At 72.3% G+C, this 26613-nt stretch carries 24 protein-coding genes; 7 read left to right on the top strand and 17 right to left on the bottom strand.

What is annotated here, in order from left to right; genetic code table 11:
- The first annotated feature begins 692 nt into the window (after positions 1-692).
- On the top strand, positions 693-1001 hold the full coding sequence (locus IF78_RS43860) for a hypothetical protein (protein ID WP_037641121.1): 309 nt from the start codon (positions 693-695) through the stop codon (positions 999-1001).
- Positions 1002-1177: 176 nt separating this feature from the next.
- Here the strand turns inward: IF78_RS43860 and IF78_RS0124240 are convergent, their stop codons facing one another.
- A complete protein-coding gene (locus tag IF78_RS0124240; RefSeq protein WP_031484504.1) occupies positions 1178-2158 on the bottom strand; it encodes an NAD(P)H-quinone oxidoreductase in 981 nt (326 codons plus the stop codon).
- Between the two features lie 236 nt (positions 2159-2394).
- Between IF78_RS0124240 and IF78_RS0124245 the strand changes: the two genes are divergently transcribed.
- Together IF78_RS0124245 and IF78_RS0124250 are read left to right on the top strand one after the other, a co-directional pair.
- Complete coding sequence (locus IF78_RS0124245) at positions 2395-3438, top strand: ATP-binding cassette domain-containing protein (RefSeq protein ID WP_031484506.1); 1044 nt, start codon at positions 2395-2397, stop codon at positions 3436-3438.
- Positions 3435-4283 carry an ABC transporter permease gene (locus IF78_RS0124250; protein ID WP_031484507.1) on the top strand — a complete coding sequence of 283 codons (849 nt, stop codon included), beginning with the start codon at positions 3435-3437 and terminating at the stop codon, positions 4281-4283. Before IF78_RS0124245 ends, IF78_RS0124250 begins: the two co-directional genes overlap by 4 nt.
- A gap of 12 nt (positions 4284-4295) precedes the next feature.
- Here the strand turns inward: IF78_RS0124250 and IF78_RS0124255 are convergent, their stop codons facing one another.
- The 6 genes from IF78_RS0124255 to pdhA form a co-directional block, all read right to left on the bottom strand.
- Positions 4296-5405 (bottom strand): potassium channel family protein, encoded by a 1110-nt coding sequence (locus IF78_RS0124255; RefSeq protein ID WP_037641123.1) that lies wholly within the window; start codon positions 5403-5405, stop codon positions 4296-4298.
- Positions 5402-6781: a molybdopterin molybdotransferase MoeA gene (locus IF78_RS0124260; RefSeq protein ID WP_031484510.1), complete on the bottom strand. Its 1380-nt coding sequence runs from the start codon at positions 6779-6781 to the stop codon at positions 5402-5404. Before IF78_RS0124260 ends, IF78_RS0124255 begins: the two co-directional genes overlap by 4 nt.
- Positions 6778-7746 carry an NTP transferase domain-containing protein gene (locus tag IF78_RS0124265; protein ID WP_031484512.1) on the bottom strand — a complete coding sequence of 323 codons (969 nt, stop codon included), beginning with the start codon at positions 7744-7746 and terminating at the stop codon, positions 6778-6780. The genes IF78_RS0124260 and IF78_RS0124265 overlap by 4 nt, the downstream gene beginning before the upstream one ends.
- Before the next feature lie 81 nt (positions 7747-7827).
- Positions 7828-9342, bottom strand: a complete 1515-nt coding sequence (locus IF78_RS0124270; RefSeq protein ID WP_031484514.1) for a dihydrolipoamide acetyltransferase family protein — start codon at positions 9340-9342, stop codon at positions 7828-7830.
- Positions 9342-10346: an alpha-ketoacid dehydrogenase subunit beta gene (locus tag IF78_RS0124275; RefSeq protein WP_031484516.1), complete on the bottom strand. Its 1005-nt coding sequence runs from the start codon at positions 10344-10346 to the stop codon at positions 9342-9344. Before IF78_RS0124275 ends, IF78_RS0124270 begins: the two co-directional genes overlap by 1 nt.
- Complete coding sequence (gene pdhA, locus IF78_RS0124280) at positions 10343-11488, bottom strand: pyruvate dehydrogenase (acetyl-transferring) E1 component subunit alpha (protein ID WP_031484518.1); 1146 nt, start codon at positions 11486-11488, stop codon at positions 10343-10345. The genes IF78_RS0124275 and pdhA overlap by 4 nt, the downstream gene beginning before the upstream one ends.
- Before the next feature lie 190 nt (positions 11489-11678).
- Here pdhA and IF78_RS0124285 point away from each other — a divergent pair, with 190 nt between their 5' ends.
- On the top strand, positions 11679-12164 hold the full coding sequence (locus tag IF78_RS0124285; protein ID WP_031484521.1) for an Lrp/AsnC family transcriptional regulator: 486 nt from the start codon (positions 11679-11681) through the stop codon (positions 12162-12164).
- 37 nt (positions 12165-12201) lie between these two features.
- Here the strand turns inward: IF78_RS0124285 and IF78_RS0124290 are convergent, their stop codons facing one another.
- Together IF78_RS0124290 and IF78_RS0124295 are read right to left on the bottom strand one after the other, a co-directional pair.
- Positions 12202-12792: a TetR/AcrR family transcriptional regulator gene (locus IF78_RS0124290; RefSeq protein WP_031484523.1), complete on the bottom strand. Its 591-nt coding sequence runs from the start codon at positions 12790-12792 to the stop codon at positions 12202-12204.
- Positions 12789-14306, bottom strand: a complete 1518-nt coding sequence (locus IF78_RS0124295; RefSeq protein ID WP_031484525.1) for a 3-hydroxyacyl-CoA dehydrogenase — start codon at positions 14304-14306, stop codon at positions 12789-12791. Before IF78_RS0124295 ends, IF78_RS0124290 begins: the two co-directional genes overlap by 4 nt.
- Positions 14307-14466: 160 nt before the next feature.
- Here IF78_RS0124295 and paaN point away from each other — a divergent pair, with 160 nt between their 5' ends.
- On the top strand, positions 14467-16161 hold the full coding sequence (paaN, locus tag IF78_RS0124300; protein ID WP_031484527.1) for a phenylacetic acid degradation protein PaaN: 1695 nt from the start codon (positions 14467-14469) through the stop codon (positions 16159-16161).
- 35 nt (positions 16162-16196) lie between these two features.
- Here the strand turns inward: paaN and IF78_RS0124305 are convergent, their stop codons facing one another.
- The 3 genes from IF78_RS0124305 to IF78_RS0124315 are packed head-to-tail and all read right to left on the bottom strand — an operon-like array spanning position 16197 to position 19035.
- Positions 16197-16943, bottom strand: coding sequence for a TrmH family RNA methyltransferase (locus tag IF78_RS0124305; RefSeq protein WP_031484528.1), 747 nt, complete (start codon positions 16941-16943; stop codon positions 16197-16199).
- Entirely contained in the window at positions 16940-18178 is a 1239-nt protein-coding gene (locus IF78_RS0124310) for an HTTM domain-containing protein (RefSeq protein ID WP_031484530.1), read from the bottom strand. Before IF78_RS0124310 ends, IF78_RS0124305 begins: the two co-directional genes overlap by 4 nt.
- A complete protein-coding gene (locus tag IF78_RS0124315) occupies positions 18175-19035 on the bottom strand; it encodes a DUF5819 family protein (protein WP_031484531.1) in 861 nt (286 codons plus the stop codon). The genes IF78_RS0124310 and IF78_RS0124315 overlap by 4 nt, the downstream gene beginning before the upstream one ends.
- Positions 19036-19314: 279 nt before the next feature.
- Here IF78_RS0124315 and IF78_RS0124320 point away from each other — a divergent pair, with 279 nt between their 5' ends.
- Complete coding sequence (locus IF78_RS0124320; protein ID WP_031484533.1) at positions 19315-20448, top strand: acyl-CoA dehydrogenase family protein; 1134 nt, start codon at positions 19315-19317, stop codon at positions 20446-20448.
- A 3-nt stretch (positions 20449-20451) separates the two neighbouring features.
- Here the strand turns inward: IF78_RS0124320 and IF78_RS0124325 are convergent, their stop codons facing one another.
- From IF78_RS0124325 to IF78_RS0124340, 4 genes are all read right to left on the bottom strand, one after another.
- The gene (locus IF78_RS0124325; RefSeq protein WP_031484535.1) at positions 20452-20799 is read right to left on the bottom strand and encodes a rhodanese-like domain-containing protein; all 348 of its coding nucleotides are present in this window, start codon (positions 20797-20799) and stop codon (positions 20452-20454) included.
- 106 nt (positions 20800-20905) lie between these two features.
- The gene (locus IF78_RS0124330) at positions 20906-21847 is read right to left on the bottom strand and encodes a hypothetical protein (RefSeq protein WP_051828143.1); all 942 of its coding nucleotides are present in this window, start codon (positions 21845-21847) and stop codon (positions 20906-20908) included.
- 240 nt (positions 21848-22087) lie between these two features.
- Entirely contained in the window at positions 22088-23563 is a 1476-nt protein-coding gene (locus IF78_RS0124335; protein WP_031484539.1) for a DUF2252 domain-containing protein, read from the bottom strand.
- A gap of 210 nt (positions 23564-23773) precedes the next feature.
- Positions 23774-24139 carry a winged helix-turn-helix transcriptional regulator gene (locus tag IF78_RS0124340; RefSeq protein ID WP_031484541.1) on the bottom strand — a complete coding sequence of 122 codons (366 nt, stop codon included), beginning with the start codon at positions 24137-24139 and terminating at the stop codon, positions 23774-23776.
- Positions 24140-24270: 131 nt separating this feature from the next.
- Between IF78_RS0124340 and IF78_RS0124345 the strand changes: the two genes are divergently transcribed.
- Positions 24271-24921: an FMN-dependent NADH-azoreductase gene (locus IF78_RS0124345; RefSeq protein ID WP_031484542.1), complete on the top strand. Its 651-nt coding sequence runs from the start codon at positions 24271-24273 to the stop codon at positions 24919-24921.
- Positions 24922-25257: 336 nt separating this feature from the next.
- Here the strand turns inward: IF78_RS0124345 and IF78_RS0124350 are convergent, their stop codons facing one another.
- Positions 25258-26598, bottom strand: a complete 1341-nt coding sequence (locus IF78_RS0124350; protein ID WP_078662564.1) for a glycosyltransferase 87 family protein — start codon at positions 26596-26598, stop codon at positions 25258-25260.
- Between the last annotated feature and the right edge of the window lie 15 nt (positions 26599-26613).

The raw sequence follows: 26613 nt of genomic DNA on the forward strand, positions 1-26613 counted from the left end.
GGGTGGGCGGGGGTCGGGCGTGGGGGCGGGCGCGGAGACGGACGGAGGCGGGGGCGGGGAAAGGGCTGGTCGTGCCCGTCGTGGGTGTGGTCGTGGGTGTGGTGGTGGGCCTGTGGGGGACTGGGGTGTCCTACGGCCATGTGGGCCCCCGTGGTGCCGGTGCGATCGAGCCATCCTCGGGATCCACGGTCACGCCCTGGGCTCCCCCGCGTACAGGTTCGCCCACGGGCTCGTCCGAAGGCGCCCCCGGGGATTCGTCTGGGCAGGCCACGGAGTCCCCCAAGCGGCCTCTGGAGTCCAAGAAGACCGAGGAATCCAGGCAGGACCGGGATTCCAGGCAGGGCCGGGAATCCAGGGAGCCACGGGGCTCTGGAGACGCCAGGGAATCCAAGGCATCCAAGGGATCCGGCAGGCCCCGGGACTCCGGTGAGTCGAAGGCGTCTGGTGAGGCCGAGGCGTCTGCTCAGGCCAGGGAGCCTGGTGAGTCGAGGGAACCTACCGAGTCCAGAGCGTCCGCTGACCCCAGGGCGTCGTCCGCCTCCCCCGCTCACGGACCCGTCACCTCCCCTCCCGCTCCCTCCGACGGGCCGTCCCGGGCGGGAAGCCGGGCGGGTGAGGGGCGGCAGCGGCCGGGGCGGGAGAAGGGGCCGCTGGAGGACGAGGAGGCGACGCGGGACGAGCCGGACGGCGGCGTGGGCGACGAACGTGACGACGCGGGCGACCAGGGCGACCAGGAGGGCGACGGCTCGGCGTTGCCGGATGCGGAGGACGAGGACGACGGCGGCAGTACGCCCGAGAGCGAGGGTGCCGCCGATGACCCCGCTCGAGACGCCTCCACGGAGCCGTCCGCCCCGCCGGCGCACCCCGTACGGCAGCCCGTGGCGCATGCCGAGGGCCCCGCCGAACCCGTGATGCAGATCCTGCCGCTCGGCAGCGGGCTGGTGCTCATCGGGCTCGGCCTGGGCCTCGCCTTCGTCGGTCTCCGGCTGCGGCGCGACTAGGGGTGTCTTCTGGATCGTGCCGGCGTCGCGGGCCCTGGCACGCACCCCCCACTGCCTTAAGGGCGTGGGGGACCCCCAGCCGCGGTGTCGTCACTCGCCGACTCCCCCACGCTCGAACAACCTCGCGCGGGGGCACCCCCATCGCGTCGACTCCCTCCTCCGCCGCTCACGCAGCCCTACGGCGCGACGAGCAGCACCTTCCCCACATGCCCGCTCTCTTCCAGCACCCGGTGGGCCTCGGCCGCGTCGCTCATCGGGAGTTCGCGGTCGACGACCGGGCGTACATGGCCGGCGTCCAGCAGCGGCCACACATGCTCGCGTACGGCCGCCACGATCGCCGCCTTCTCGGCGACCGGCCGGGCGCGCAGCGAGGTCGCGCTGATGGCGCCGCGCTTGGCTAGGAGCGCGCCGATGTTGAGCTCGCCCTTGACGCCGCCCTGCATGCCGATGATGGCGAGGCGGCCGTTCACGGCGAGGCTCCGGACGTTGCGGTCGAGGTACTTGGCGCCCATGTTGTCGAGGATGACGTCGGCACCGGCCCCGTCGGTGGCCTTCTTGACCTCGTCGACGAAGTCCTGTTCCCGGTAGTTGATCAGGATGTCGGCGCCCAGCTCGGCACACCGGTCGAGCTTCTCCTTGCTGCCCGCGGTGACGGCGACCTTGGCGCCGACGGCCTTGGCGAGCTGGATGGCCATGGTGCCGATGCCGCTGGATCCGCCATGCACGAGCAGGGTCTCGCCGGGCCTGAGGTGGGCGATCATGAAGACGTTCGACCAGACCGTGCAGACCACCTCGGGCAGGGCGGCGGCCCGGGTCAGGCTCACCCCCTTGGGCACCGGCAGCAGTTGTCCGGCCGGTACGGCGACCTTCTCGGCGTAGCCGCCGCCCACGAGCAGCGCGCACACCTCGTCGCCGACGGCCCAGCCGGCGACGCCGGGGCCGAGCTCGGCGATCCGGCCGGAGCACTCCAGGCCGGGGTAGGGGGAGGCGCCGGGCGGCGGGTTGTAGAAGCCCTGGCGTTGCAGGATGTCGGCGCGGTTGACCGCCCCGGCCACCACCTCGACCAGTACCTCGCCCTCACCGGGCACCGGATCGGGGACCTCGTCCCACACCAGCGCCTCGGGCCCACCAGGTTCGGGAATCGTGATCGCATGCATGGCACGGACGCTACCCCTCGGCCCCCGCGTCCCGGTCGGCGTACTCCGATCCTGGCCAACGCTCCGCCCTCCTGCCCGAGTCCGAGCCCCCACCTCGGTCCCCGGCCCCATGCCCCTCGGACCTTGGACCGGTCCTTCGAAAATCCTGTGCGCCACCGATGAGTTTGCGCGACCGTAAAAGTCTCCCCATGCGTAGCCCAAGAACGCGGAAGGCCCCCTCGGAAGGACCCCGAAACATGAGCACGCAGACGACGTCCGGTCTCGCCATCGAGACCGCCGGCCTGGTGAAGACGTTCGGTGAGACACGGGCCGTCGACGGCGTGGACCTCGCGGTTCCGGCCGGCACGGTCTACGGCGTCCTCGGCCCGAACGGCGCCGGCAAGACCACCACGGTGAAGATGCTCGCCACCCTCCTGCGACCCGACGGCGGTGAGGCCCATGTCTTCGGCCACGACGTCGTGCGTGAGGCCGACGAGGTGCGCGGACGCGTGAGTCTCACCGGCCAGTACGCCTCCGTGGACGAGGACCTCACCGGCACCGAGAACCTGGTCCTGCTGGGCCGGCTCCTCGGACACGGCAAGCAGGCCGCGCGGGAGCGTTCCGCGCAGCTCCTGGAGGCCTTCGGGCTGACCGATGCGGCCGGGAAGCAGGTCAAGAACTACTCCGGCGGCATGCGGCGCCGTATCGACATCGCCGCGTCCATCCTCAACACCCCCGACCTGCTCTTCCTCGACGAGCCGACGACCGGTCTCGACCCGCGCAGCCGCAACCAGGTGTGGGACATCGTCCGCGCGGTCGTCTCCCAGGGCACGACCGTGCTGCTGACCACGCAGTATCTGGACGAGGCCGACCAACTGGCGTCCCGTATCGCCGTCATCGACCAGGGCAAGGTCATCGCGGAGGGGACGAAGGGCGAGCTGAAGGCGTCCGTGGGCGCCGGTTCCGTCCATCTGCGGCTGCGTGACCCCGCCCAGCGGCCCCTCGCGGCGGAGCTGCTGGTCCGCGCCCTGGACGCGCATGTGCAGCAGGAACACGATCCGGTGGCCCTCACCGCCCGCCTGAGCGCGGCGGCCGGCGACGACAGCGCGGCCGAGCAGGCCGCCCGCGCGCTGAACGAACTCGCCCGCGCCGGCATCACCGTCGACAACTTCTCGCTGGGGCAGCCCAGCCTGGACGAGGTGTTCCTCGCCCTGACCGGACACGACACCCACGAATCCCGCGACGCCGACGACAAGACCAACAGCAAGACCGACGACGAGAAGGACGAGGTGTCGGCATGAGCACCGCCACGACCACCGAGAACAAGGACCTCGCCCCGGTCAGCACCGAGTCGCTCGCCGCACTGCTCGTCGCCGGGGAGCGGCCGCCCCGACCCAGCGCCTGGTCGGCCTCCATGACCTTCGGCTGGCGGGCGGTCCTGAAGATCAAGCACGTCCCGGAGCAGCTCTTCGACGTCACCGCGTTCCCGATCATGATGGTGCTGATGTACACGTACCTGTTCGGGGGCGCCCTGGCCGGGTCCCCGAAGGAGTACATCCAGTTCCTGCTGCCGGGCATTCTCGTGATGTCGGTCGTGATGATCACGATGTACACCGGCGTCTCGGTGAACACCGACATCGAGAAGGGCGTCTTCGACCGCTTCCGGTCGCTGCCCATCTGGCGGCCGTCGACCATGGTCGGCTATCTGCTCGGCGACGCCCTGCGCTACACGATCGCCTCCGTCGTGATGCTCACCGTAGGCATCATCCTCGGCTACCGCCCGGACGGCGGGGTCGGCGGAGTGCTCGCCGGGATCGCGCTGCTGGTCGTCTTCTCCTTCGCCTTCTCGTGGATCTGGACGATGTTCGGGCTGATGCTGCGCTCCGAGAAGTCGGTGATGGGCGTCAGCATGATGGTGATCTTCCCGCTCACCTTCCTGTCCAACGTCTTCGTCGACCCGAGGACCATGCCGGGCTGGCTGCAGGCCTTCGTCAACAACAGCCCGATCACCCATCTCTCCTCCGCCGTACGCGAGTTGATGGCGGGTGACTGGCCGGCGGACGAGATCGCCTGGTCGCTGGGCTGGGCGGGACTGTTCGTGCTGGTCTTCGGGCCGATCACGATGCGGCTGTACAACCGCAAGTAGTCGAGCCCGCCGTCAGATGGGCTTCATCCCTGGGGGCAGACGCCGGTCATCCGGTGCGACCTGAGTGCTCGGCGTCGCCCTCACGATCGTGATGAGCCGGTCCGTCAACTCCAGTGTCCCGACGGCCGGATCGTCGTATCCGAGCACCCGGTGTCCGCGTACGACGCTCACCACCAGGTCGTCCAGCTGCCGCGGGCCCCGGCCCACCTCGGCCTTGGTGACCGGCCGTTCGACGATGTCGAGCCCGCTGCCCTGCTGGATCAGGTCCTCCAGAACCATGCCGGCAGCGGGGCTGAGCACGGAGAGGCCGAGCAGCCGGCCGGCCGCGCTGGCGCTGGTGATGACCGCGTCGGCGCCGGACTGTTTCAGCAGCGGCGCGTTCTCCTCCTCGCGCACGGCTGCCACGATCTTCGCGCCGGGATTGAGCTGCCGGGCCGTCAACGTGACCAGGACGGCGGTGTCGTCGCGCTGGGTCGCGATGATGATCTTCCGTGCCTTCTGCACCTCGGCCCGCTTCAGGACCTCGCTGCGCGTCGCGTCCCCCGTGACCCCGGCGTATCCGTCCGCGACCGCCGCCTCGATCACCTTGGAACTCGGGTCGACCACGACGACCTGGTCCTTACTCAGGCCCGTCGCGCAGACCGTCTGGATCGCCGACCGCCCCTTCGTGCCGAAGCCGACGACGACGGTGTGATCGCGCAAGGTGGACCTCCAGCGGGTCAGACGCCATTCCTCCCGGGTCCGTTCGGTGAGGACCTCCAGCGTGGTGCCGACCAGGATGATCAGGAACAGCACCCGCATGGGCGTGATGACGAAGATGTTGGTGAGCCGGGCGGCGTCACTGACCGGGGTGATGTCGCCGTATCCGGTGGTGGAGAGGGTGACGGTCGCGTAGTAGCAGGCGTCGAGGAAGTCGACGGAGCCGTCGGAGTTGTCGTTGTAGCCCTCGTGATCGGCGTAGACGATCACGGCGGTCAGGACGAGCAGCGTCAGGGCCAGCACGACCCGCTTGGCGACCTGGCGGAACGGATGCTCCACGATCTTCTTCGGGAGCTTGACCCGATAGGTCTCGACGCGCTCGTCCGCCTGACGTGCGATCGCGTCGTGGCCCGGAAGTTTCACGTGAAACACACCTCGATGCCGGCCGTCGCCCAGGGCAGGTCGAGCAGCTCCGTCTCCTGACCGGCACGGGCACCGCCCGGCGGTACGACGGCGACGGCGTCGGCCGCCGCCATGCCCCGCAGCATGGCCGGCCCGTGGTAGTGCAGCGGCACGGCATGGTCGCCACGCAGCACGACGGGGATGAGCCGGGTGTCGTACGGATGCCCGTGCGCCGCCTCCCTCAGGGGCAGCGTGTACGGCTCCGGGGCCGGGCGGGCGGCAAGGGTGCGCAGCAGGGGTTCGGCGAGCGTGAGCAGGCCGGAGACGGCGGCGAGGGGGTTGCCCGGCAGTCCGACGAGGTGCTGGTTCTCCTTGGTGCGCGCCAGCAGCATCGGGTGGCCGGGGCGGACCTTGACGCCGTCCACCAGGAGTTCGGCGCCGATGCGCTGCAGGGTGGGGTGGACGTGGTCCACGGGGCCGGCCGCGGTACCTCCCGTGGTGACGATGAGGTCGGCGTCGGAGCGCGTGAGGGCCTTGTGCAGGGCCTTGGCGTCGTCGCCGAGCCGGCGCAGTGCGGTGACCTCGGCGCCCAGTGCGCGCAGCCAGGACGGCAGCATCGGGCCGAGAGCATCGCGGATCAGGCCGTCGCGCGGCAGCCCTTCGGTCAGCAACTCGTCGCCGAGGACGAGGACTTCGACGCGAGGGCGGGGGACGGCGGTGACGGTGTCGTATCCGGCGGCCGCGGCCAGGCCGAGCACGGCCGGGGTCACGAGGGTGCCGGTGGCGAGCAGTTGGTCGCCGTTACGGCACTCCTGGCCGCGTGGGCGGATGTCCTGGCCGGGCTCGAGCTCCCGGGTGCCATACAGGCGGTCCTTGCTGTCCATGCGGCCGTGCTCGCTGCGCAGGACGGCGGTGGTGTCCGGGGGGATACGGGCGCCGGTCGCGATACGGACGGCCTCGCCGTCGGTGAGCGGCTCGGGCTCGCCGTGCCCGGCCAGGACGCCTTCCTCCCGTACGTCCCAGGGGCCGGGGCCCGCGACCGCCCAGCCGTCCATCGCCGAGGTGTCGAAGGAGGGCAGGTCGGTGAGGGCGGTGAGGGGGGCGGCCAGGGTGAGACCGAGGGCCGCGTCGAGGGGCACGGAGACGGGTGCGCGGTGGCCGGAGCGGGCAGCGGTCCGGGCGGCGCGGGCCGCGATCTCGCGCGCGGCGGGCCAGGGGGTGGCCTGGTGGTGGCGGTCCGTGTGGTGGGAGCCCGGGGTGTGCGAGGTGGGAGCGGGCGCGTGGTCGTCGGCGGTGGAGTGGCCGTTGTGTTCCTTGTGTTCCTTCACGAGGGCGAGTACCTCCTCGACGTCGAGGTCCTCGGCGTCCTCGTCCGCCTGGATGCCGCGGGCGGTCATCCGGCGTCCGGGCGGGTGTCGGGGGTGGCGTCGGGGGCCACGTCCGGCTCGCCGGCGGCCTCTTCCGCCCAGCGGAGGGCGAGGGCGGTGGCCTTGCGGGATGCCTCGGCGACGGCTTCGGGGCCTCCTTCACCGCCCTTGGCCTGTGCCGCCGCGTATCCGACGAGGAAGGTGGTCAGCGGGGCCGCGGGCCGTGCCACGCCGTGGGCAGCGTCGCGGGCGAGGTCCAGCAGGACCTTGGTGTCGACGTCGAGGTCGACGCCCAGTTCGTCCTTGACTGCGGAAATCCATTCATCCAACACGTGCCCATGCTCCCTGATACGTGCCCTGGCGGTGGCGATGTCGTCCCAGGTGTCGCAGTCGAAGGACGCGACGGGGTCCTGGACGCGGGTGAGGTCGAGTGCGCCGGTCAGCCGGCGCAGGGGGAGGCCGGTGAGACGGCCGCCGACGTCGGCGAGTGACGCCAGTTCGCGGCGCACCGCGGACGAGCGGTATGCGGCGACGAGCGGCTGGTCGCGGCCGTCGGCGTCGGTGAGTAGCGCGCCGTCGGTGCCGCTGGTGCGCAGGGCGGCCAGCAGCCGCCCGACCGTGCCCTCGTCGAGAAACGGCAGGTCGGCCGAGAGGACGACGACCCGCTCGGCCGTGGTGTGCCGCAGCCCGGCGTCGAGCGCGGCGAGCGGGCCGCCACCGGGAGGGTCCTCCCGGGCCCAGGCCACGGGCCGCGCGGTCGGCCGGGGGTCGGCGACGACGACGGTCGTGCGCGCGTCGGCGCAGGCGGCGAGCACCCGGTCGAGCAGGGCCCGCCCGCCGACAAGCACGCCGGGCTTGTCCGCACCGCCGAGTCGCCGGGCGGCACCGCCGGCGAGCACGACGGCGTCGTACGCGATGTCGTGCCCGGCGTCCTGCCAGGCGTCGCCCGGGGCGTCGGCGGCGCCTCGCGGGCCCGGCGGTTCGTACGCGGTCACCCCCCGAGTATGCGTGCCCCCGCGATCACAGGGAACGCGCGGGGGCAGCCGACCGCCGGAACCGCGCCGGTCGGCCGGCCGTCACAGCGTGCGCAGCAGCACCGCCGGCTGTTCCACGCAGTCCGCCACATACCGCAGGAAGCCTCCTGCCGTACCGCCGTCGCAGACCCGGTGGTCGAAGGTGAGCGAGAGTTCCACGACCTGCCGCACCGCCAGCTCGCCCTCGTGCACCCAGGGCTTGGGGATGATGCGGCCGACACCGAGCATCGCGGCCTCGGGGTGGTTGATGATCGGCGTGGAGCCGTCGACACCGAACACGCCGTAGTTGTTCAACGTGAAGGTGCCGCCGGTGAGTTCCGCGGGTGTGAGGGTGCCCGTGCGGGCCGCCTCGGTCAGCCGGGCGAACTCCGCGGTCAGCGACTCCGCGTCCCGCGCGTGGGCGTCACGCACGACCGGCACCACGAGCCCGCGCTCGGTCTGTGCGGCGAATCCGAGGTGCACCTGGTCGAGCTGGACGACCTCCCTGGCCTCCATGTCGACCGTGGAGTTGAGCTCCGGGTACCGGGCCAGGGCGGCGGTGCAGATACGGGCCAGCAGGGCGAGGAGGGAGATCTTCGGTCCTCCTGCGGCGTTCATCGCGGCCCGCGCCCGCATGAGTTCGGTCGCGTCGGCGTCCACCCAGCAGGTCGCGTCCGGGATCTCGCGCCGGCTGCGGGAGAGCTTGTCGGCGACGGCGCCGCGGATGCCCTTGAGAGGGGTGCGGATGCCGCCGGGCGGGGCGGAGGAGCGGACGGGGGTCTGCGCGGGCGCAACGGGCACGGAGGGAGCCGGAGTGACCGGCGTCACGCGCGTGTGCGGCTCGGCCGACGGCTGGGTCGTCCGTTCGTGCGCCTCGGCGGCCCGCAGCGCGTACTCCACATCGGCCCGCAGGATCAGCCCGTCCGGCCCGGAGCCGTGCAGCTCCCTCAGGTCCAGGCCGTTCTCCCGGGCGAGTCGGCGGACGAGGGGCGAGATCACGGGCACGGGGCCCTCGCTGCGGGTCTCGTCGTGGGCCGGTGCCGCGTCACGGCCGTGCCCCGCCGCGGCTCCTGTGCCGACGGGCCGTGCCACGCCGGTGGCGGCGTGCTCGGGGGCCGGCGTGCCCTCACGAGCGGCCGTCCGCGCGGCCTCGCGCGCGGCGGTACCGTTCGCCGCCCCGGCCGACGGGCGTCCCGTCGGTGTCATCGGTGCGGTCGGCCGCACCCGCCTGCGCCGCTCCGGGGGCGCACCGGTGCCGTAGCCCACGAGGACGTTGCCCGAGCCCTCGTCCGAGCTCCCGCCCGGCGCCTCGGCCGGACCGCCGGCGGCGGGCGCCCCCACCGCCACCGTGATCAGCGGCGCCCCGACGGGCAGCTCCGTGCCCTCCTCGCCGAAGCGGGCCGTGACCACGCCGGCGTAGGGGCAGGGGATGTCGACCATCGCCTTGGCCGTCTCGACCTCGACGACCGGCTGGTCGACGGCGACGACGTCACCGATCTCCACCAGCCAGCGGACGATCTCCGCCTCGGTGAGCCCCTCCCCGAGGTCGGGGAGCTTGAACTCGAACACCTGTGGCATCAGCTCTCGGCCTCCCACTGCAGACGCCCCACGGCGTCCAGGATCCGGTCCACGCCGGGCAGGTGGTGACGCTCCAGCATCGGCGGCGGGTAGGGGATGTCGAACCCGGCCACGCGCAGCACCGGCGCCTCCAGGTGGTGGAAGCAGCGCTCCGTGACCCGGGCCGCGATCTCCCCTCCCGGGCCGCCGAACCCGCCCGACTCGTGCACGACGACCGCTCGCCCGGTCCGCCGTACCGAGGCGGCGACCGTCTCGTCGTCGAACGGCACCAGCGAGCGCAGGTCGACGACTTCCAGGTCCCAGCCCTCCTCGCGCGCCGCCTCGGCGGCTTCGAGGCAGACGGGCACGGACGGTCCGTACGTGATGAGCGTGGCGCTCCGGCCCGAGCGCCGCACCACCGCGCGGCCAATCGGTTCAACGGTCCGCGGATCCTCCGGGTTCCAGGAGTCCTTCGACCAGTACAGACGCTTGGGCTCCAGGAAGACGACCGGGTCGTCGGAGGCGATGGCGGCGCGCAGCAGCCCGTAGGCGTCGGCGACGGTCGCGGGCGTGACGACATGGAGCCCCGGAGTCGCCATGTAGTACGCCTCGGAGGAGTCGCTGTGGTGCTCGACGCCGCCGATGCCGCCGCCGTAGGGGACGCGGACGGTGATCGGGAGCGGCATCTTGCCGCGGGTGCGGTTGCGCATGCGCGCCACGTGAGAGATGAGCTGCTCGAACGCCGGGTAGGCGAACGCGTCGAACTGCATCTCCACGACCGGGCGCAGGCCGTACATGGCCATGCCCACGGCCGTGCCCAGAATCCCCGCCTCGGCCAGCGGCGTGTCCGTGCAGCGGTCCTCGCCGAACTCCTTGGCGAGCCCGTCGGTGACCCGGAAGACACCGCCGAGGGTGCCGACGTCCTCACCCATGACGTGCACGGTGGGGTCGGCGGCCATGGCGTCGCGCATCGCGCGCGTGAGGGCCTGCGCCATGGTGGCCGGCTTGACGGCGACGGTGGTCATCGGTGCGCACCTTCCTGATGGCCGTGCTCGGCGTCGAGCTCGGCCTGCAACTGGGCACGCTGTTCGCGCAGTTGCTCGGTGGGCTCGGCATACACGTGCGTGAACAGGTCCATCGGGTCGAGCACCGGGTCCTGGTTCATGCGGTCGCGCAGGTCGGCGGCCATCGCCTCGGCGGCGTCCCGCGCGGCCTGCTTGCCGGTCTCGTCGAGCAGGCCGCGCTCGGTCAGCTCGTGCTCCAGGAGCGCGATCGGGTCGTGCCCGCGCCAGGTGTCGACCTCGGAGTCGCCCCGGTAGCGGGTCGCGTCGTCGGCGTTGGTGTGCGCGTCGATGCGGTAGGTGATCGCCTCGATCAGCGTCGGTCCGCCGCCCGCACGCGCGTGCCGTACGGCGTCGCTCAGCACCTCGTGCACGGCGGCCGCGTCGTTGCCGTCGACCAGGCGGCCGGGCATGCCGTAGCCGACGGCCTTGTGGGCCAGCGACGGGGCAGCGGTCTGCTTGGCGAGCGGGACGGAGATCGCGAAGCCGTTGTTCTGGACCAGGAAGACGACCGGCGCCTGCCACACGGCGGCGAAGTTCAGCGCTTCGTGGAAGTCGCCCTCGCTGGTGCCGCCGTCGCCGACCATGGCGAGCGCGACGACGTCGTCGCCCTTGAGGCGGGCGGCGTGCGCCAGGCCCACGGCGTGCGGGAGCTGGGTGGCGAGCGGCGTGCACAGGGGGGCCACGCGGTGCTCGTACGGGTCGTAGCCGGTGTGCCAGTCGCCGCGCAGCAGCGTCAGGGCCTCGACGGGATCCACGCCGCGTGCGACGGCCGCGAGGGTGTCGCGGTAGCTCGGGAAGAGCCAGTCGCGCTCCTCGAGGGCGAGCGCGGCGGCGACCTCGCAGGCCTCCTGGCCGGTGCTGGACGGATACACCGCGAGGCGGCCCTGCTTCGTGAGCGCGGTCGCCTGCGCGTTGTACCGACGGCCCCGCACCAGCTCGGCGTACAGCCGGCGCAGCATGCCCGGGTCGGCCTTCGCGGCCGCCTCCGTACCGAGGACGCGGTAGGGCTCGGCGTCGGGCAGCAGCGGCGCGGGGTCCATACGGGGCTGCCAGGCGGGCGGCGGCGATGGCCGATACGCGCCTCGCTGCTCCATGACCGTCATGACGGCACCTCCTCGTGGGAGCGGCTACGGGAGGCGCAGCAACGGTGATGCGCCTCACCTACCGATTGTTCGGTCGTCGGCACATTTTGGCTACAGGCCCCCTGAGGCTGTGGACAAACGGTTCTCCACAGCCTCCAATGAACGCAGTACGTCCACGGCGGGAAGGTGGGGGGACATGGCGCCTGAACAAATGGCCGAGAGCCCGGAAGAGGGCACCCCCCTGCCGCCCCCGCGTCCGCTCGACGCCATCGATCAGGACATCCTGCAGATGCTCCAGGCCGACGGCCGCGCGTCGATACGGTCGGTCGCCGAGCGGGTCCATGTCTCGCGCGCCAACGCCTACGCCCGCATCAACCGCCTCGTCGAGGACGGTGTCATCCGCGGTTTCGGCGCCCGCGTCAACCACGAGCGCGCGGGCCACGGCACCTCGGCGTACATCACCCTGAAGATCGTCCAGAACACCTGGCGCACGGTCCGCGAACAGCTCCGCCAACTCCCCGGCGCCGCGCACATCGCCCTGGTGGGCGGCGACTTCGACGTCCTGCTCCTCGTGCACACCCCCGACAACCGCGCCCTGCGCGAGCTGGTCCTCACCCGCCTCCAGGCGATCCCCGAGGTGCTCAGCACCCGCACGCTGCTGGTGTTCGAGGAGGAGGACCTGGAGCCGCAGGGCTGAGCGTGCGGTCCGACCGCCGGCCGGACCGACGCGACCGTCAGTGCTCCTTGCGCAGTCCCCCGAAGACCAGCCGCACCACCGTGTCGGCGACCTCGCGCTCGTTCATGCCGCGGCCGTCGGGGCGGTACCACTCCACGATCGAGTTGATCATCCCGAAGACGAGCCGGGTGGCCAGCCGCACCTCCACGTCGGCGCGCACCTCCCCGTCGGCGGCGGCAGCCTTCAGCAGGTCCGCGACCCGGTGATCGAAGTCGCGGCGCCGGGTCAGGGCCCATCGCTCGGTCTCGGTGTTGCCGCGCACGCGCAGCAGCAGCGTCACATAGGGCAGCTCGGTTATGAGCACCTCGACCATGCGCCGTACGACGTACTCCAGGCGGTCGGCGGTGTGCCCCACGCGCGCGGGCTCCTCGTCCAGGATCCCGAAGAGCCCCTCCAGCGCCCGGCTGACGGCACGGCGCAGCAGTTCCTCCTTGCCCGTGACGTGGTGGTAGATCGACGACTTGGAGATGCCGGCCGCCTTGGAGAGGTGCTCCATGGAGGTGCCGTCGTAGCCGCGCTCGTTGAAGACCCGCACGGCGACGGAGAGCAGCGTCTCCGGGGTGTACGTGTCGCGCTTGGCCGTGGTCATGAGGTGCTGCCCTCCCGCTTGTCGGAGGCGTACGCGTGGCGGTACAGCGCGAGGGACGGCGCATAGCGCCCGGAGGGGTCGCGCAGGTGCAGGTCGTCGAGGAGGGCGTACGCCCAGTTGCGGCCGAGCCTGCGGCTCCACTCGAAGGGGCCGAGCGGGTAGTTCACCCCCAGGCGCATCGCGGTGTCGATGTCCTCCTCGGTCGCCACACCCTTGGCGACGGCGTCGTGCGCCAGGTCGACGATGCGGGCGACCGTACGGGCGACGATCATGCCGGGGACGTCGCCGATGACGCTGACGTCCTTGCCGAGTGCCTGGAAGAGACCGGTGGCCTCGGCCAGGGTCTGCGGCGAGGTGTCCTGGGAGGCGGACAGGGCGATGCGGGTGGCCCGGCGGTAGTCGAGAGCGAGGTCGAAGTAGACCACGTCCCGGAACTCCACCGAGGTCTGGCCGTCGGCGAGGGCGAGCTGGCCACCGCCGGGCAGCACCAGGCGGGTGCCGTGGTCCTCGTCCTCCTCGCGCACGGGGATGCCCGCCTCGCGGATCAGCGTGAGCAGTTCGGACGCCGGGCCCAGGTCCCCCTCGGCTACGACGTAGGCGGGCTGGGGGACCTGCTCCGCGGTGTGCGGCTCGTCGCGCTCGGCGTCCTCGGCGTAGTCGTACCAGCCGTGCCCGCTCTTGCGGCCGAGCCGGCCCGACTCGACCAGGCGCCGCTGGGCGAGCGACGGCGTGAAGCGCACGTCCTGGAAGAAGGACTGCCACACGGAGTGCGTGACGGACTCGTTGACGTCCTGCCCGATGAGGTCGGTGAGCTCGAACGCGCCCATCCTGAAGCCGCCGCACTCGCGCAGGACCGCGTCGATGGTGGCGGGGTCGGCGCCCTGCGCCTCGTAGACGGCGAAGGCCTCGGCGTAGAAGGGCCGGGCGATGCGGTTGACGATGAAGCCGGGGGTGTCGGCGCAGGCCACCGGCGTCTTGCCCCAGGCGCGTGCCGTCTCGTACGCGCGCGTGGCCGACGTGACGTCGGTGGCGAAACCGGAGACGACCTCGACCAGCGGCAGCAGCGGCGCGGGGTTGAAGAAGTGCAGGCCGACGAAACGGCCCGGGTTGGCGAGGGCGCCGCCGATCGCGGTGACCGACAGGGACGAGGTGTTGGTGGCGAGCAGGCAGTCGTCGCCGACGATGCCCTCCAGCTCTCGGAACAGCTCCTGCTTGACGTCGAGGCGCTCCAGGACGGCCTCCACCACGAGGGCGCAGTCCGCGAGGTCGGCGAGCGACTCGGCGGGCAGCAGCCGCGCGCGGGCCGCGTCGCGGTCGGTGCCGGTGAGGCGGTCCTTCTCGACGAGCCGGTCGAGACGGGCACCGATCGCGTCGGCCGCGGCCTGGGCCCGCCCGGGAGCGGCGTCGTACAGCCTTACGGGATGGCCCGCGACCAATGCGACCTGGGCGATGCCCTGGCCCATGGTGCCGGTGCCGACGACGGCCACGGGGCTGCTGAGGTCGAGTGCTGTCATGTGCGCGATCCTCCCGCACGGGGTTTTCCACAGATGCGGCGGACCCCCTTGAACCGACCGATCGTTCGGTTACTCTAACTCTGACTGGCTGTTCCCGCCCATGTTTCTGCCCAGGTCATGAGCTCGACGGAGAGCTCAGGAAACGAGGAGTTGGTCCCGCATGGCCACCGCCGAACTGACCACCCACGAGCTCATCGCCAAGCACCGGCCCACTCTCGACCAGGCGCTGGAAGCGATCCGCACGCGCGCGTACTGGTCCCCGCACCCCGAGCACCCCAAGGCCTACGGCGAGAACGGCAGCCTGGACGCGGCGGCGGGCAAGGCCGCCTTCGACGCCCTCCTCGGCAACCGCCTCGACCTCGGTCAGGCCGGGACGGACGATTGGGTGGGCGGCGAGGTCTCCCCGTACGGCATCGAGCTGGGCGTCGAGTACCCGCACGCGAACCTCGACGAGCTGCTGCCGGCCATGCGGTCCGGCATGCGGCAGTGGCGGGACGCGGGCGCGGAGATGCGCGCCGTGATCTGTCTGGAGATCCTCAAGCGGATCAGCGACCGGACGCACGAGTTCGCGCACGCCGTCATGCACACGTCCGGCCAGGCCTTCATGATGGCCTTCCAGGCGGGCGGGCCGCACGCGCAGGACCGCGGCCTGGAGGCGGTGGCCTACGCGTACGTCGAGCAGGTCCGCACCCCCGACACCGCGGAGTGGACCAAGCCGCAGGGCAAGCGCGACCCGCTGGCGCTGACCAAGCAGTTCACGCCGGTCCCGCGCGGGATCGCCCTGGTCATCGGCTGCAACACCTTCCCGACCTGGAACGGCTACCCGGGCCTGTTCGCCTCCCTGGCCACCGGCAACGCGGTCCTGGTGAAGCCCCACCCGCGCGCGGTGCTCCCGCTCGCGCTCACCGTGCAGGTCGCGCGGCAGGTGCTCGCCGAGGCGGGCTTCGACCCCAACCTGGTCGCACTGGCCGCCGAGCGGCCCGGCGAGGGCATCGCGAAGACCCTGGCCACCCGCCCCGAGGTCCGGATCATCGACTACACCGGCTCGACCGTGTTCGGCGACTGGCTGGAGGCCAACGCCCGCCAGGCGGAGGTCTACACGGAGAAGGCCGGCGTCAACACGGTGATCGTCGACTCCACCGACAACTACAAGGGCATGCTGTCCAACCTGGCCTTCTCGCTGTCCCTGTACAGCGGCCAGATGTGCACCACCCCGCAGAACCTGCTCATCCCCCGCGACGGCATCCGCACCGAGGAGGGCCCCAGGACCTTCGACGAGGTCGTCGCCGACCTCGCCCGCGCGGTCGACGGTCTCCTCGGCGACGACGCCCGCGCGAACGCGCTGCTCGGCGCGATCGTCAACCCCGATGTGAAGGCCCGCCTCGAGGCCGCGGCGGGGCTGGGCGAAGTCGCCCTCGCCTCGCGGGAGATCGCCAACCCGGAGTTCCCGGACGCGGTGGTCCGTACGCCGGTGATCGTGAAGCTGGACGGGGCCAAGCCGGATGACGAGGCCGCGTACATGAGCGAGTGCTTCGGGCCGGTGTCGTTCGCCGTGGCGGTGGACTCGGCAGCGGACGCGGTGGAGTTGCTGCGGCGGACGGTGCGCGAGAAGGGTGCGATGACCGTCGGGGCGTACACCACGGACGAGGAGGTCGAGCAGGCGGTGCAGGAGGCGTGCCTGGAGGAGGCGGCGCAGCTGTCCCTCAACCTCACCGGCGGGGTGTACGTCAACCAGACGGCCGCGTTCTCCGACTTCCACGGGTCGGGTGGCAACCCGGCGGCCAACTCGGCCCTGTGCGACGGGGCGTTCGTCGCCAACCGATTCCGGGTTGTCGAGGTGCGCCGGGAGGCCTAGGCCCCGCGACGCCGGCATGATCCGCCGGACAGGCCCTAAGCGCTGACAGCGCCCCCGGCGAGACTCCAGTGGTACAGCGTCATCGCCACGCTCGTCGCCAAGTTGTAGCTGGAGACCTGGGGGCGCATCGGCAGGGCCAGCAAATGGTCGGCACGCGCGCGTAGTTCGGCCGACAAGCCGCTGCGCTCCGATCCGAAGGCCAGGACGGCGTCATCCGGGAGCTTCATGCCCCGGATGTCGTCGCCCTCCGGGTCCAGGGCGAACAGCGGGCCCGGTGGCAGCTCGTGCACCGCCAGCCGCTCCACCGCCGTCGCGAAGTGCAGGCCCGCCCCGCCGCGTACGACCGTGGGGTGCCACGGGTCGAGCGTGCCGGTGGTGACCACGCCGGTCGCGCCGAAGCCGGCGGCCAGGCGGATCACGGCGCCCGCGTTGCCGAGGTTGCGGGGGTTGTCGAGGACCACGATCGGGGCGGTGCGCGGGGTGTGCGCCAGCTTCTCGAGGTTGGCGAGGCGGGGCGGTCGTACGGCCAGGGCCGCCACGGCGGTGGGATGCGGGCGCGGCACCAGGGACGTGTACGTCGACTCCGGGACCTCCGTCAGGAGCGCCTCCAGAGCGTCCCGTACGTCCGGGGCCAGCTCGTCGGCGAGGGCCAGCGCGGCCTCCCGGTCCACGGCGACCGCCACCGGGACTTCGGCTCCGAAGCGCACGGCGTGCTTGAGGGCGTGGAAGCCGTCGAGCAGGACGGAACTCTCGGCGAGCCGGTTCCAGGAGGTCACGGTCATGCCGTGAAGCCTACGTGCGCGTGCTCGGGGTTCTCCGGGGTGCGCGTCCCCGAGAGCGGCTTACGGCCGTCGCCGCGCCGCACCAGAGACGACAGCCGACGCGAAAGCCCGCCACGCGCGCGTGCCGCCCAGTCGCCCAGGCGGCGCAGGAACGACGTCGGCAGGAAGACCGCGTCCGCCGCGATCATGGCCAGCGAGAAGAACGGCAGGCCCAGGACGACCGCGATCACGGCGTGCTCGGTGATCATCGCGGCGAGCAGGACGTTCTTGACCCGCCGGTTGAACAGCGTGAACGGGAAGGCGACCTGCACGATGACCGTGCCGTACGTGATGAGCATCACCATCGTGCCGCTGGACGACAGCAGGTCGGCCAGGGCGGGCCAGGGCGAGAAGTAGTCGAGGTGCAGCGGGTAGTAGACGGCCGTGCCGTCCTGCCAGCGGGAGCCCTGGATCTTGTACCAGCCGGCGGTCGCGTAGATCAGGCACGCCTCGGCCATGATCACCAGCAGTGCGCCGTTGTGCACGACGTTGCCGACGACGTCGAGCAGGATGCGGGGCTGGGCGGTCCGCGCCCGGCGGTCCACGATCCACCACACGGCCTGCCCGAGCCAGACCGCCCACAGGATCACCGGCACGGTCAGGTCGCCGTCCAGGCGGCCGGCCGCGGTCACCGCGACCAGCGCGAACCCGAGCACGCCCCACAGGGCCGGGCCCACCCGGTCCGGTGCGACCCGCTCTCCACGCGCGCGTGCCTCGCGCGCGTGCCTGGCCCGGCGCTCGTCCAGCGACCAGACCTGGCCGCAGCGGGTGAACACGAGGTAGACGCACATCAGGTGCAGCACGTTGTCGCCGCCGTCGCCCATGAAGACCGAGCGGTTCTGCAGCGAGAGCACGCCGACCATGAACAGCACCGACATCGTGCGGGTGCGCCAGCCGAGCAGCAGCAGCACGCTGGTCAGGACGGCGAAGGCGTAGACGGACTCGAACCAGAACTGGCTGCTCGACCAGATCAGGGCGGTGAAGGCGCCGTTCGTCCCGATCAGCTGCTGGGCGAGATCGAAGTGCCAGGCGCCGTCGGGGCCGTACATCTCCTGGCGGTGCGGGAACTCGCGCAGCAGGAAGAGCAGCCAGGTCGCGGTGAAGCCGATGCGGATGACGGCCGTCTGGTACGGGCCGAGGGCCGACTCGGTGACGCGGGCGATGCCGGAGGAGATCGCGAGGGAGATGCGGTTCACCGTTCGCCTCCCGCGGCCGCGCCCGAACGACGGGCCGCCTCGCCCGTGCCGTCAGCGGCTTCGGCGCCGGCGTCGTCACCGTCCTCCGGGACCCACCACCACGGCAGCACGCGGTAGGTCGGCTTGTCCGAGACCTGCTCGTCGCTCCACTCGGGCGGGGGCACGTTGGTGGTGCGGGAGCGGACCTGGACGCGTTCGATGACGCCGCCCTCGCCGGCCGCGGTCGCGCGCTCGAGGCGCTGCTGCACTATGTGCCGCAGATAGGTCTCGGACAGGGCGCCGCGCACGCCCACGGGCCGGTTCTGGGCGTCGTGCGTGGCGACGAAGAAGTCCCAGGCCCGGCGCAGCTCGTTCTGCTGGGTGTGGCTGGGCAGCAGATTGCCGTCGATGGCCCGGCCGTCCTCGGCGGACAGATCGTGCCAGCCGGTGGTGCGGACGTCGCCGTCGGCCGTGTTGATCTCGGCCCGGACCTGCACCGCGATGTTCTGCTGCAGCGGGTTGGGGGCGAACAGCTTCCAGTTCTGTTCGAACTCCGGGTATATCCAGTCGTCGATCGCCTTGCCGTGCTGCTTGGTGACCGTGTTCGGCGGCGCCACGTGCAGAAACACCATGCCGATGTGGACACAGACGGCGATCGCCACGACCGCGAGGGCCAGGGCGGCGCCGATCTGGTACCGCAGGGAGAGGGCGGCCACGCCGGTTCGCGGTTCAGGTGACGGCGACGGGGTCTCGGAGGACGGCGACGGAACGGGGGCAGCGGGAGGCGCGGGCGAGGGCACGACGGCGGACGGGGCGGCCTGCGGCTCCTCCTCCGGCCCCTGCCGGGCGGCCAAGCCTGCGTCCTGCGCGTCTGCCATTTCCGTTTCGTTCCCCGATCCCGGTCCGTCTTCCCTCGGCGCTCGCACCGGAACGGTACTCAGGCCCACCCGCCGGGCACACCCCCTGTCGGGCTGCCGTTGTCCACACCATACGGGGGTCCCAGCGGTTCCCACGGAGGTCCCGGGGGATCCGACGTGGGCCCTACGAGACCCTCACACATGGCTCTCCCCGAGGAGCATTCCCTTCTTCTAGAACCTGTTCTATCTTGACGCTCCGTCAGATCGCTGTGGGTGCGGACGTGTGGAAGGGCAGGGACCGTGGACTTCACCTTCACCGAGGAGCAGCAGGCGGCGGCCGAGGCGGCGCACGGGGTGTTCGCGGGGGTCGCGCCGGACGCCGTGCCCTCCCCGGCGCTCACGCCGGGTGCCGTCGCCGACGACTTCGACCGCCCCTTGTGGGGCCGGCTCGCGGACGCGGACCTGCTCAGCCTGCTCCTCACGGAGGAGTACGGCGGGGCCGGCCTCGACGCGGTCGCGCTGTGCCTGGTGCTGCGCGAGTCGGCGAAGGTGCTCGCACGCGTGCCGCTGCTGGAGAGCAGCGCGGCGATGGCGGCCGTCCAGGCGTACGGCGGCCCCGAGCTGAAGGACGGGCTGCTCGCCCGGGCCGGGCGCGGTGAGGTCGTGCTGACGGTCGCCGCGCACGGCCGCACCGGTCACGACCCGGCCGAGCTCGCGGTGACCGCCCGGCAGGACGGTGCCGGATGGGTCCTGGACGGCGTGCAGACCATGGTCCCTTGGGCGTACGACGCCGATCTCGTCGTCGTGCCGGCCCGCACGGCAGACGACCGGACCGTCCTCGCGCTGGTACCGCGCGCTGCCGAGGGGGCCTCGCTCTCCGAGCAATTCTCGACCAGCGGGGAGCGGCTGGGGGAGCTGCGGCTGGAGTCGGTGCGGCTCGCGGCGCGCGATGTCGTCGACGCCGAGGGGGCGTGGGAGTGGCTGCGGGAGCTGCTCGCCACCGGGACGTGTGCGCTGGCGCTCGGGCTGGGCGAGCGGGTGCTGGGGATGACCTCGGAGTACGCGAGCAAGCGGGAGCAGTTCGGGCATCCGATCGCCACGTTCCAGGCGGTCGCCGTGCAGTCCGCCGACCGTTACATCGACCTGCGCGCGATGGAGGCCACCCTGTGGCAGGCCGCGTGGCGGATGGCGTCGAGGGCGCCGGGAGCGCTGCCCCTCTCCGGGGATGTGGCCGTGGCCAAGATCTGGGCCTCGGAGGGCGTACGGCGGATCGTGCAGACGGCCCAGCATCTGCACGGCGGCTTCGGCGCCGACGTCGACTATCCGCTGCACCGGTACCACGCCTGGGCCAAGCACCTGGAGCTGGCGCTCGGCCCGGCGGCGGCGCACGAGGAGGCGCTGGGGGAACTGCTGGCGGCGCATCCTCTGGGATAGGCCCTAGAGGACGAACCCCTGCTTGCCCTCGTCCGTGACGACGGGACGGCCCACGGCTGCCCACGCCTGCATGCCGCCGTCGATGTTCACGGCGTCGATGCCCTGCTGGACGAGGTACATCGTGACCTGCGCGGAACGCCCGCCGGAGCGGCAGATCACATGGACGCGGCCGTCCTGCGGTGCGGCCTCGGTCAGCTCGCCGTAGCGGGCGACGAACTCGCTGATGGGGATGTGCAGGGCGCCTTCGGCGTGGCCCGCCTGCCATTCGTCGGCCTCGCGGACGTCGAGGAGGAAGTCGTCGTCCTTGAGGTCTGCGACCTCGACCGTGGGTACGCCAGATCCGAAATGCATGACTCTGACGCTACCGGACGCTGAGCCGGCCGGCGCCGGGCTCCTAATGGGATGGAGGGACCGGCCGCCTGCTACAGCCCCGTGCCCTTTGGGCCTGGCCGATCTCCTACCCGCGCAGTGCGGCCAGTTCCGCTTCTCGCTCGGCAACCTGAGCCAGGAGCTGCTCCGCGATCTCGTCCAGGAGGCGGTCCGGGTCGTCCGGGGCCAGGCGGAGCATCGCGCCGATCGCGCTCTCCTCCAGCTCCTTCGCGACCAGGGTGAGCATCTCCTTGCGCTGGGCCAGCCATTCGAGGCGGGCGTAGAGCTCCTCGGCGGGGGTCGGGCCCTGCTCCTTGGGCACGGGACCCGCGGCCCACTCCTCGGCCAGCTCCCGCAGCAGCGCCTCGTCGCCACGGGCGTAGGCCGCGTTGACGCGGGTGATGAACTCCTCGCGCCGGGAACGCTCGGCCTCTTCCTGGGCGAGGTCGGGGTGGGCCTTGCGGGCCAGCTCACGGTAGAGCTTGCGGGCCTCGTCGCTGGGGCGCACCCGCTGGGGCGGCCGTACCGGCTGGTCCGTGAGCATCGCCTCGGCCTCCGGGAACAGCCCGGCGCCGTCCATCCAGCCGTGGAACAGCTCCTCGACGCCGGGCATCGGCAGCACACGCGCGCGTGCCTCGTCGGCCTTGCGGATGTCCTCGGGGTCGCCGGTGCGGGCGGCCTTGGCCTCGGCGATGCAGGCGTCCAGCTCGTCGAGGCGGGCGTACATCGGGCCGAGCTTCTGGTGGTGCAGCCGGGAGAAGTTCTCCACCTCGACGCGGAAGGTCTCCACCGCGATCTCGTACTCGATCAACGCCTGCTCGGCGGCCCGAACGGCCCGCTCCAGCCGCTCCTCGGGCCGCGCATCCCCCAAGTTCTCGGCTTCGCTCGAGCAGGGGCGAACCCCACCGTCCTCGGCGCTCACCTGCGCCTCACCACCCTGCTCGCCTCCACCGGCGGGCACCTCGGCACCGCCCCGCGTCCCCGCACCAGCGGGCTCGGCCTGGGACTGCTCAGCTTCCGGCGTCGTCACCCGACCAGCGTAGGCCACGTGTGGCCGCGTCAGCTGATCCGAGCCCCGGGCACCGCCGCCCGGACAGCACCGGCGTTGTCGCGGGCCTGCTGGGGCTGCCGCCCCAGACCGCGCTTCGGCCCTGAACAGGCCTCGTCCTCAACCGCCGGACGGGCTGATCGGCGTCGACCGGCGTCGAGAAGCGCAGCCGCCTATCGCCGGCGCGGCGCCGCAGGCACCCCGACCACGCATCCGCACCGGTCACACCCCGAGCTCCGCCGCGATCCGCCCCGCCCGCACCGCTGCCACCAGTGCCGCGTGGTCCGCCTCCGTGCGGTCTGCGTAGGTGACGGCGAACGTGGCGATCGCCTCGTCCAGTTCCTCGTTCTTGCCGCAGTAGCCGGAGATCAGGCGGGGGTCGGCGCTGTGGGAGTGGGCGCGGGCCAGGAGGGCGCCGGTCATGCGGGCGTAGTCGTCTATCTGGTCGGCGGCCAGCTCGGCCGGGTCGACGCTGCCCTTGCGGTTGCGGAACTGCCGTACCTGGAAGGGCAGTCCATCGACCGTCGTCCACCCCAGCAGGATGTCGCTGACCACCTGCATCCGCTTCTGGCCGAGCACCACGCGCCGCCCCTCGTGCTCCACCTCCGGCGCCTCGAAGCCGGCCGTCACCAGATGGGGGACCAGGGCCGAGGAGCGGGCCTCCTTCACCTGGAGGACCAGCGACTCGCCCCGGTGGTCCAAGAGCAGCACGACGTACGAGCGTGCGCCCACGCTGCCCGTGCCCACCACCCGGAACGCCACGTCGTGCACCGCGTGGCGGGAGAGGAGGGGGTGGCGGTCCTCGGAGAGCGTGGTGACGTAGCTCTCCAGCGACGCCGCCACCGAGGCCGCCTCCTCGTCCGGGACCCGGCGCAGAACCGGCGGTGCGTCGACGAAGCGGCGGCCACCGTCCTCGGTCTGCTCCGTCGACTTCGCCGCGAAGCGCCCGCTGGTGTTGCCGCGCGCCTTCTCCGCGACCCGCTCCAGCGTGCCGAGCAGGTCATGGGCGTCGGTGTGGGAGACGAGCTCCTCGTCCGCGATCGCGTTCCACGCGTCCAGCACCGGGAGCTTGGCCAGCAGCCGCATGGTGCGCCGGTAGGCACCGACCGTGTCCTGGGCCGCCTTGCGGCAGGCGTCCTCGTCCGCGCCGGCCTCCCGGCCCGCGAGCACGAGCGAGGCTGCGAGCCGCTTGAGGTCCCACTCCCAGGGGCCGGACATCGTCTCGTCGAAGTCGTTCAGGTCGATGACCAGGCCGCCGCGCGCGTCGCCGTACAGGCCGAAGTTCCCCGCGTGCGCGTCGCCGCAGATCTGGGCGCGGATCCGCGTCATGGGGGTGCGGGCGAGGTCGTATGCCATCAGTCCCGCGGAGCCGCGCAGGAACGCGAAGGGCGTCGCCGCCATCCGGCCGACCCTGATCGGGGTGAGCTCGGGGATGCGGCCCCGGTTGGACTCCTCGACGGCGGCCACCGCGTCGGGCCGGGCGGGGTCGAGATCGAGGACCGCGTGATCACCGCGCGGAACCCGCCCGCGCAGCGCCTTGCCCTCCTCCTTGGGCGACCCGCCGCCGGGCCACTCGGCGAAACCGCCGACCCTGGGCAGCCGACGTGCGACGGCCTTCGACGACGACTGCGACGTCACCACGGCCGCCTCCACCGCGGCCTCCGCACCCGCCGCCCTCTGCGCACCGACCTCGGTCATACCCGACCGCCTCCCCCGCTCACGCACGAACATCAACTCGTGCCGACGTTACAACCGGTGGCCGAAAGTCGTCACACCCTGTGGACAACTCCGCGCTTGTGGAAAACCCGGCACGGCGGACCACCGATCTCGGCGGCCTCCCGCCCGCCGCCCAAGCGACCCCTGACCCTGCCCCCTGCCTCAGCCGCAGCCCCCGCCCCGGCCCCAGCTTCAGCAGCCCTCGGCCCGCTCCCCGTCCGGCAGGTGCTTCTTCGCCCATTCCCCGAGCTCCGTGAGCGCGGGCTCCAGCGCGGCACCCGCCTCCGTCAGCCGGTACACGACCCGCAGCGGCGGCCCCTCGTACACCTCACGCACGACGAGTCCCGCGGCAGCCAGCTCGGTGAGCCGGTCGGAGAGCATGCGTTCACTGATGCCGGGGATCGCCCGGCGCAGGGCGACGAAGTACGCGGGTCCCGCGGTCAGGACGGACACGATCGGGCCGGTCCAGCGCTTTCCGAGGAGCTGGAAGACGCGGTTGATGCCCTCGTCGACCCGCTTGCACACCGCTACGTCGTGACTCTGCTCACCCGCCGCCATTCCTCCAGGGTACTGCCCTGCCGTATGAGGATGAAAAAAAGTAAGTAACTGTGTTATCCATAGTCGAGTACGAAGTTTCAGTCCCTGCGGACAGCTGCTCCTGCCCGCCCCCTTCCCCTCTGGAGACCCCCATGGCAACGCTCCTGCACATCGACTCCTCGGTCTTCCCCACCGACGCCTCGACCTCCCGCGCCGTCACCGACGCCTTCCGCCGCACCTGGCAGGAACAGCACCCGCAGGGCACGGTGATCCACCGCGACCTCGCCACGGACCCGGTGCCGCACATCACCGCCCACGCGCACACCGCCGGCTTCTCCGATCCGGCCGCGCACAGCCCCGAGCAGGCCGCGGCCTTCGCGGAGCGGCTGAAGCTGATCGAGGAGCTGGAGCGCGCGGACGCCGTACTGATCGGCGCCCCGATGTACAACCTGACGATTCCGTCGACCCTGAAGGCCTGGCTGGACAACGTGGTCCTGTTCGGCCGTACGGCGGGCAACGCCCAGTCGGTCAAGGGCACCCCGGTCACGGTGGTCGCCAGCCGGGGCGGCGCGTACGGTCCGGGCACACCGCGCGAGGGATACGAGTACGTGCAGAACTACCTGTCGGCGATCCTGGCCGACTTCCTCGGCGCCGACCTCGACTTCATCGTCCCGGAGCTCACGATGGCCCCGGCCAACCCGGACATGGCCGAGCTCATCCCCCTCTTCGAGGCCTCCCGCGAGCGGGCCCTCGACGAGGCCGCCACGAAGGCGAAGCAGTTGGCGCAGCGGCTCGCGGCGTAACGCGGGTCGGGGCAGCACGCGCGCGTGAGGAGGAAGGCGTACGCGCGCGTGGCGAACAAGGCCCACGCGCGCGTGCCGGGGGTTCGGATACGCCCCCTCCTCTACGACCCCCTCCCCTACGTCCCCTCACCGAGAGGCATCGGCTCCCGGCACCGACACACCAGTGACCGACGTACCAGTGGAGGTCCCCGGCGGATCCCCTGCCCCCTGCTGCCCCACCGACGGAAGCAACAGCGCCACGACGAGTCCGACCACCGCGAGCGCGGTGACCCTCACCAGATAGGCGTCCCGAAGCCCGCGCACGACCCGCACTCCGCCGACCGCACACCCTGCCCCTCATCCACGCCCGACCCCCGCCAACCGCTCGCCCTCCACCGGCCGCTCGTCCTTCACTGTGCGCCGGAACCACGCGGCCAGCACGAGCGGATAGACCAGGTACCCGAAGCGCGTCGCCGGGATCAGGCACATCGCCAGCCCCAACCCGATCGCCAGCCGGTCCGCCGCCGCGACGACGGTCCGGGGCGGGCGTACCGCCAACGACACCGCCACTCCGACCGCGGCGGCCGCGAGGGCGGCCATGGCGAGGACGGAGCCACCGGGGACGTACGTGGCCAGCAGATACCCGGGCAGCGGGCTGGCCGCCGGCGAGCGCACCCCGCCCTCACCGAGCGGGAAGAGCACCACGTGCTCGACGAAGGCGTGCGGATTCGCCAGGGCCACAGGCACCACGGCCAGCACGGCCACCAGCACGGCGACGACCCCGGCCCGTACGGCCGCTCGCCGCCCCGCCGTCACCGCGAGCAGTACCAGCCCCACCGGCAACAACGGCCAGGCCGTCCACTTCAACGCCGCCGCGGCGCCCATCGCCAGCCCGGCCGCCGTACCGGACCCGCCTCGACCCGCCAACGCCAGCCCGAGACACATCAGCCCGATCACGGGCAGATCGACCCCGCCGACGGCCAACGGCAGCGCGACGGCCGGGAAGGCCGCGAGGAGCAACACGGCGTTCACGCCCGACGCCCCATGTGCGGGGCCCTTACCCGAAGTCCGGCGTGCGAGGCCCCTACCCGAAGTCCAAGCCCGCCAAAGGGAGTTACGGCCCCTCCCGCGCGCCGCGACCACCATGCACGCCAGGAATGCCGCGCAGAACCACACCCGGGCGTCCGCGAGCGGTGTTCCGCCGAGCAACGTGTGGGGTATCCCGAAGAGCGCCATACCGGGCAGGTAGGGGTTGTAGTCGTCGACGCCGGCCGGGTGCGGCAGATAGGGGCTGCCGGAGTCCAGCAGCAGGCCGCCGGAGCGCTGAACGACGTGCACCTCCGACTGCCCGGCCCCCACCGCGACCATCAGCGCCAGCGGGACAACGACGGATCCGAGCAGCGCGGCGACCGCACCGCGCCGGCTCCAGGGACGCGGCGAGCGCCGGGCCAGCTCCGCCGCGACGGCGTACCCGACGGACGCGCAGACGCCCCAGATCCGGTGCGGGGTGAGCGTCGTGACCACGGCGAGCGCCAGCGCGAAGCCCGCGCACCCGAGCCAGAACAGCACGTCGCGGGGCACGCGGGGGCCCTTGCGGGCCGACTCTCGGCCGCCCGGGGAACGCTCGTGTCGTGCGGGGGCGAGTAGGGAACCGCCGGGCCTGACTCCGGCGACGAAGGTGAGTGACTCGGGTGGCATCGGCGAGCTCCTGGG

Source organism: Streptomyces bicolor (genome assembly GCF_000719285.1).
Taxonomy (GTDB): domain Bacteria; phylum Actinomycetota; class Actinomycetes; order Streptomycetales; family Streptomycetaceae; genus Streptomyces; species Streptomyces bicolor.

What these genes read in the sequence shown, in the direction of transcription:
- IF78_RS0124305 (WP_031484528.1), bottom strand. Translation starts at nt 16,943, where the DNA reads ATGACCGTGACCTCCTGGAACCGGCTCGCCGAGAGTTCCGTCCTGCTC.
- IF78_RS0124315 (WP_031484531.1), bottom strand. Translation starts at nt 19,035, where the DNA reads ATGGCAGACGCGCAGGACGCAGGCTTGGCCGCCCGGCAGGGGCCGGAG.
- IF78_RS0124345 (WP_031484542.1), top strand. Translation starts at nt 24,271, where the DNA reads ATGGCAACGCTCCTGCACATCGACTCCTCGGTCTTCCCCACCGACGCC.
- IF78_RS0124275 (WP_031484516.1), bottom strand. Translation starts at nt 10,346, where the DNA reads ATGACCACCGTCGCCGTCAAGCCGGCCACCATGGCGCAGGCCCTCACG.
- IF78_RS0124240 (WP_031484504.1), bottom strand. Translation starts at nt 2,158, where the DNA reads ATGCATGCGATCACGATTCCCGAACCTGGTGGGCCCGAGGCGCTGGTG.
- IF78_RS0124285 (WP_031484521.1), top strand. Translation starts at nt 11,679, where the DNA reads ATGGCCGAGAGCCCGGAAGAGGGCACCCCCCTGCCGCCCCCGCGTCCG.
- IF78_RS0124250 (WP_031484507.1), top strand. Translation starts at nt 3,435, where the DNA reads ATGAGCACCGCCACGACCACCGAGAACAAGGACCTCGCCCCGGTCAGC.
- paaN (WP_031484527.1), top strand. Translation starts at nt 14,467, where the DNA reads ATGGCCACCGCCGAACTGACCACCCACGAGCTCATCGCCAAGCACCGG.
- IF78_RS0124290 (WP_031484523.1), bottom strand. Translation starts at nt 12,792, where the DNA reads ATGACCACGGCCAAGCGCGACACGTACACCCCGGAGACGCTGCTCTCC.
- IF78_RS0124340 (WP_031484541.1), bottom strand. Translation starts at nt 24,139, where the DNA reads ATGGCGGCGGGTGAGCAGAGTCACGACGTAGCGGTGTGCAAGCGGGTC.
- IF78_RS0124270 (WP_031484514.1), bottom strand. Translation starts at nt 9,342, where the DNA reads ATGCCACAGGTGTTCGAGTTCAAGCTCCCCGACCTCGGGGAGGGGCTC.
- pdhA (WP_031484518.1), bottom strand. Translation starts at nt 11,488, where the DNA reads ATGACGGTCATGGAGCAGCGAGGCGCGTATCGGCCATCGCCGCCGCCC.
- IF78_RS0124325 (WP_031484535.1), bottom strand. Translation starts at nt 20,799, where the DNA reads ATGCATTTCGGATCTGGCGTACCCACGGTCGAGGTCGCAGACCTCAAG.
- IF78_RS0124335 (WP_031484539.1), bottom strand. Translation starts at nt 23,563, where the DNA reads ATGACCGAGGTCGGTGCGCAGAGGGCGGCGGGTGCGGAGGCCGCGGTG.
- IF78_RS0124245 (WP_031484506.1), top strand. Translation starts at nt 2,395, where the DNA reads ATGAGCACGCAGACGACGTCCGGTCTCGCCATCGAGACCGCCGGCCTG.
- IF78_RS0124350 (WP_078662564.1), bottom strand. Translation starts at nt 26,598, where the DNA reads ATGCCACCCGAGTCACTCACCTTCGTCGCCGGAGTCAGGCCCGGCGGT.
- IF78_RS0124295 (WP_031484525.1), bottom strand. Translation starts at nt 14,306, where the DNA reads ATGACAGCACTCGACCTCAGCAGCCCCGTGGCCGTCGTCGGCACCGGC.
- IF78_RS0124260 (WP_031484510.1), bottom strand. Translation starts at nt 6,781, where the DNA reads ATGACCGCCCGCGGCATCCAGGCGGACGAGGACGCCGAGGACCTCGAC.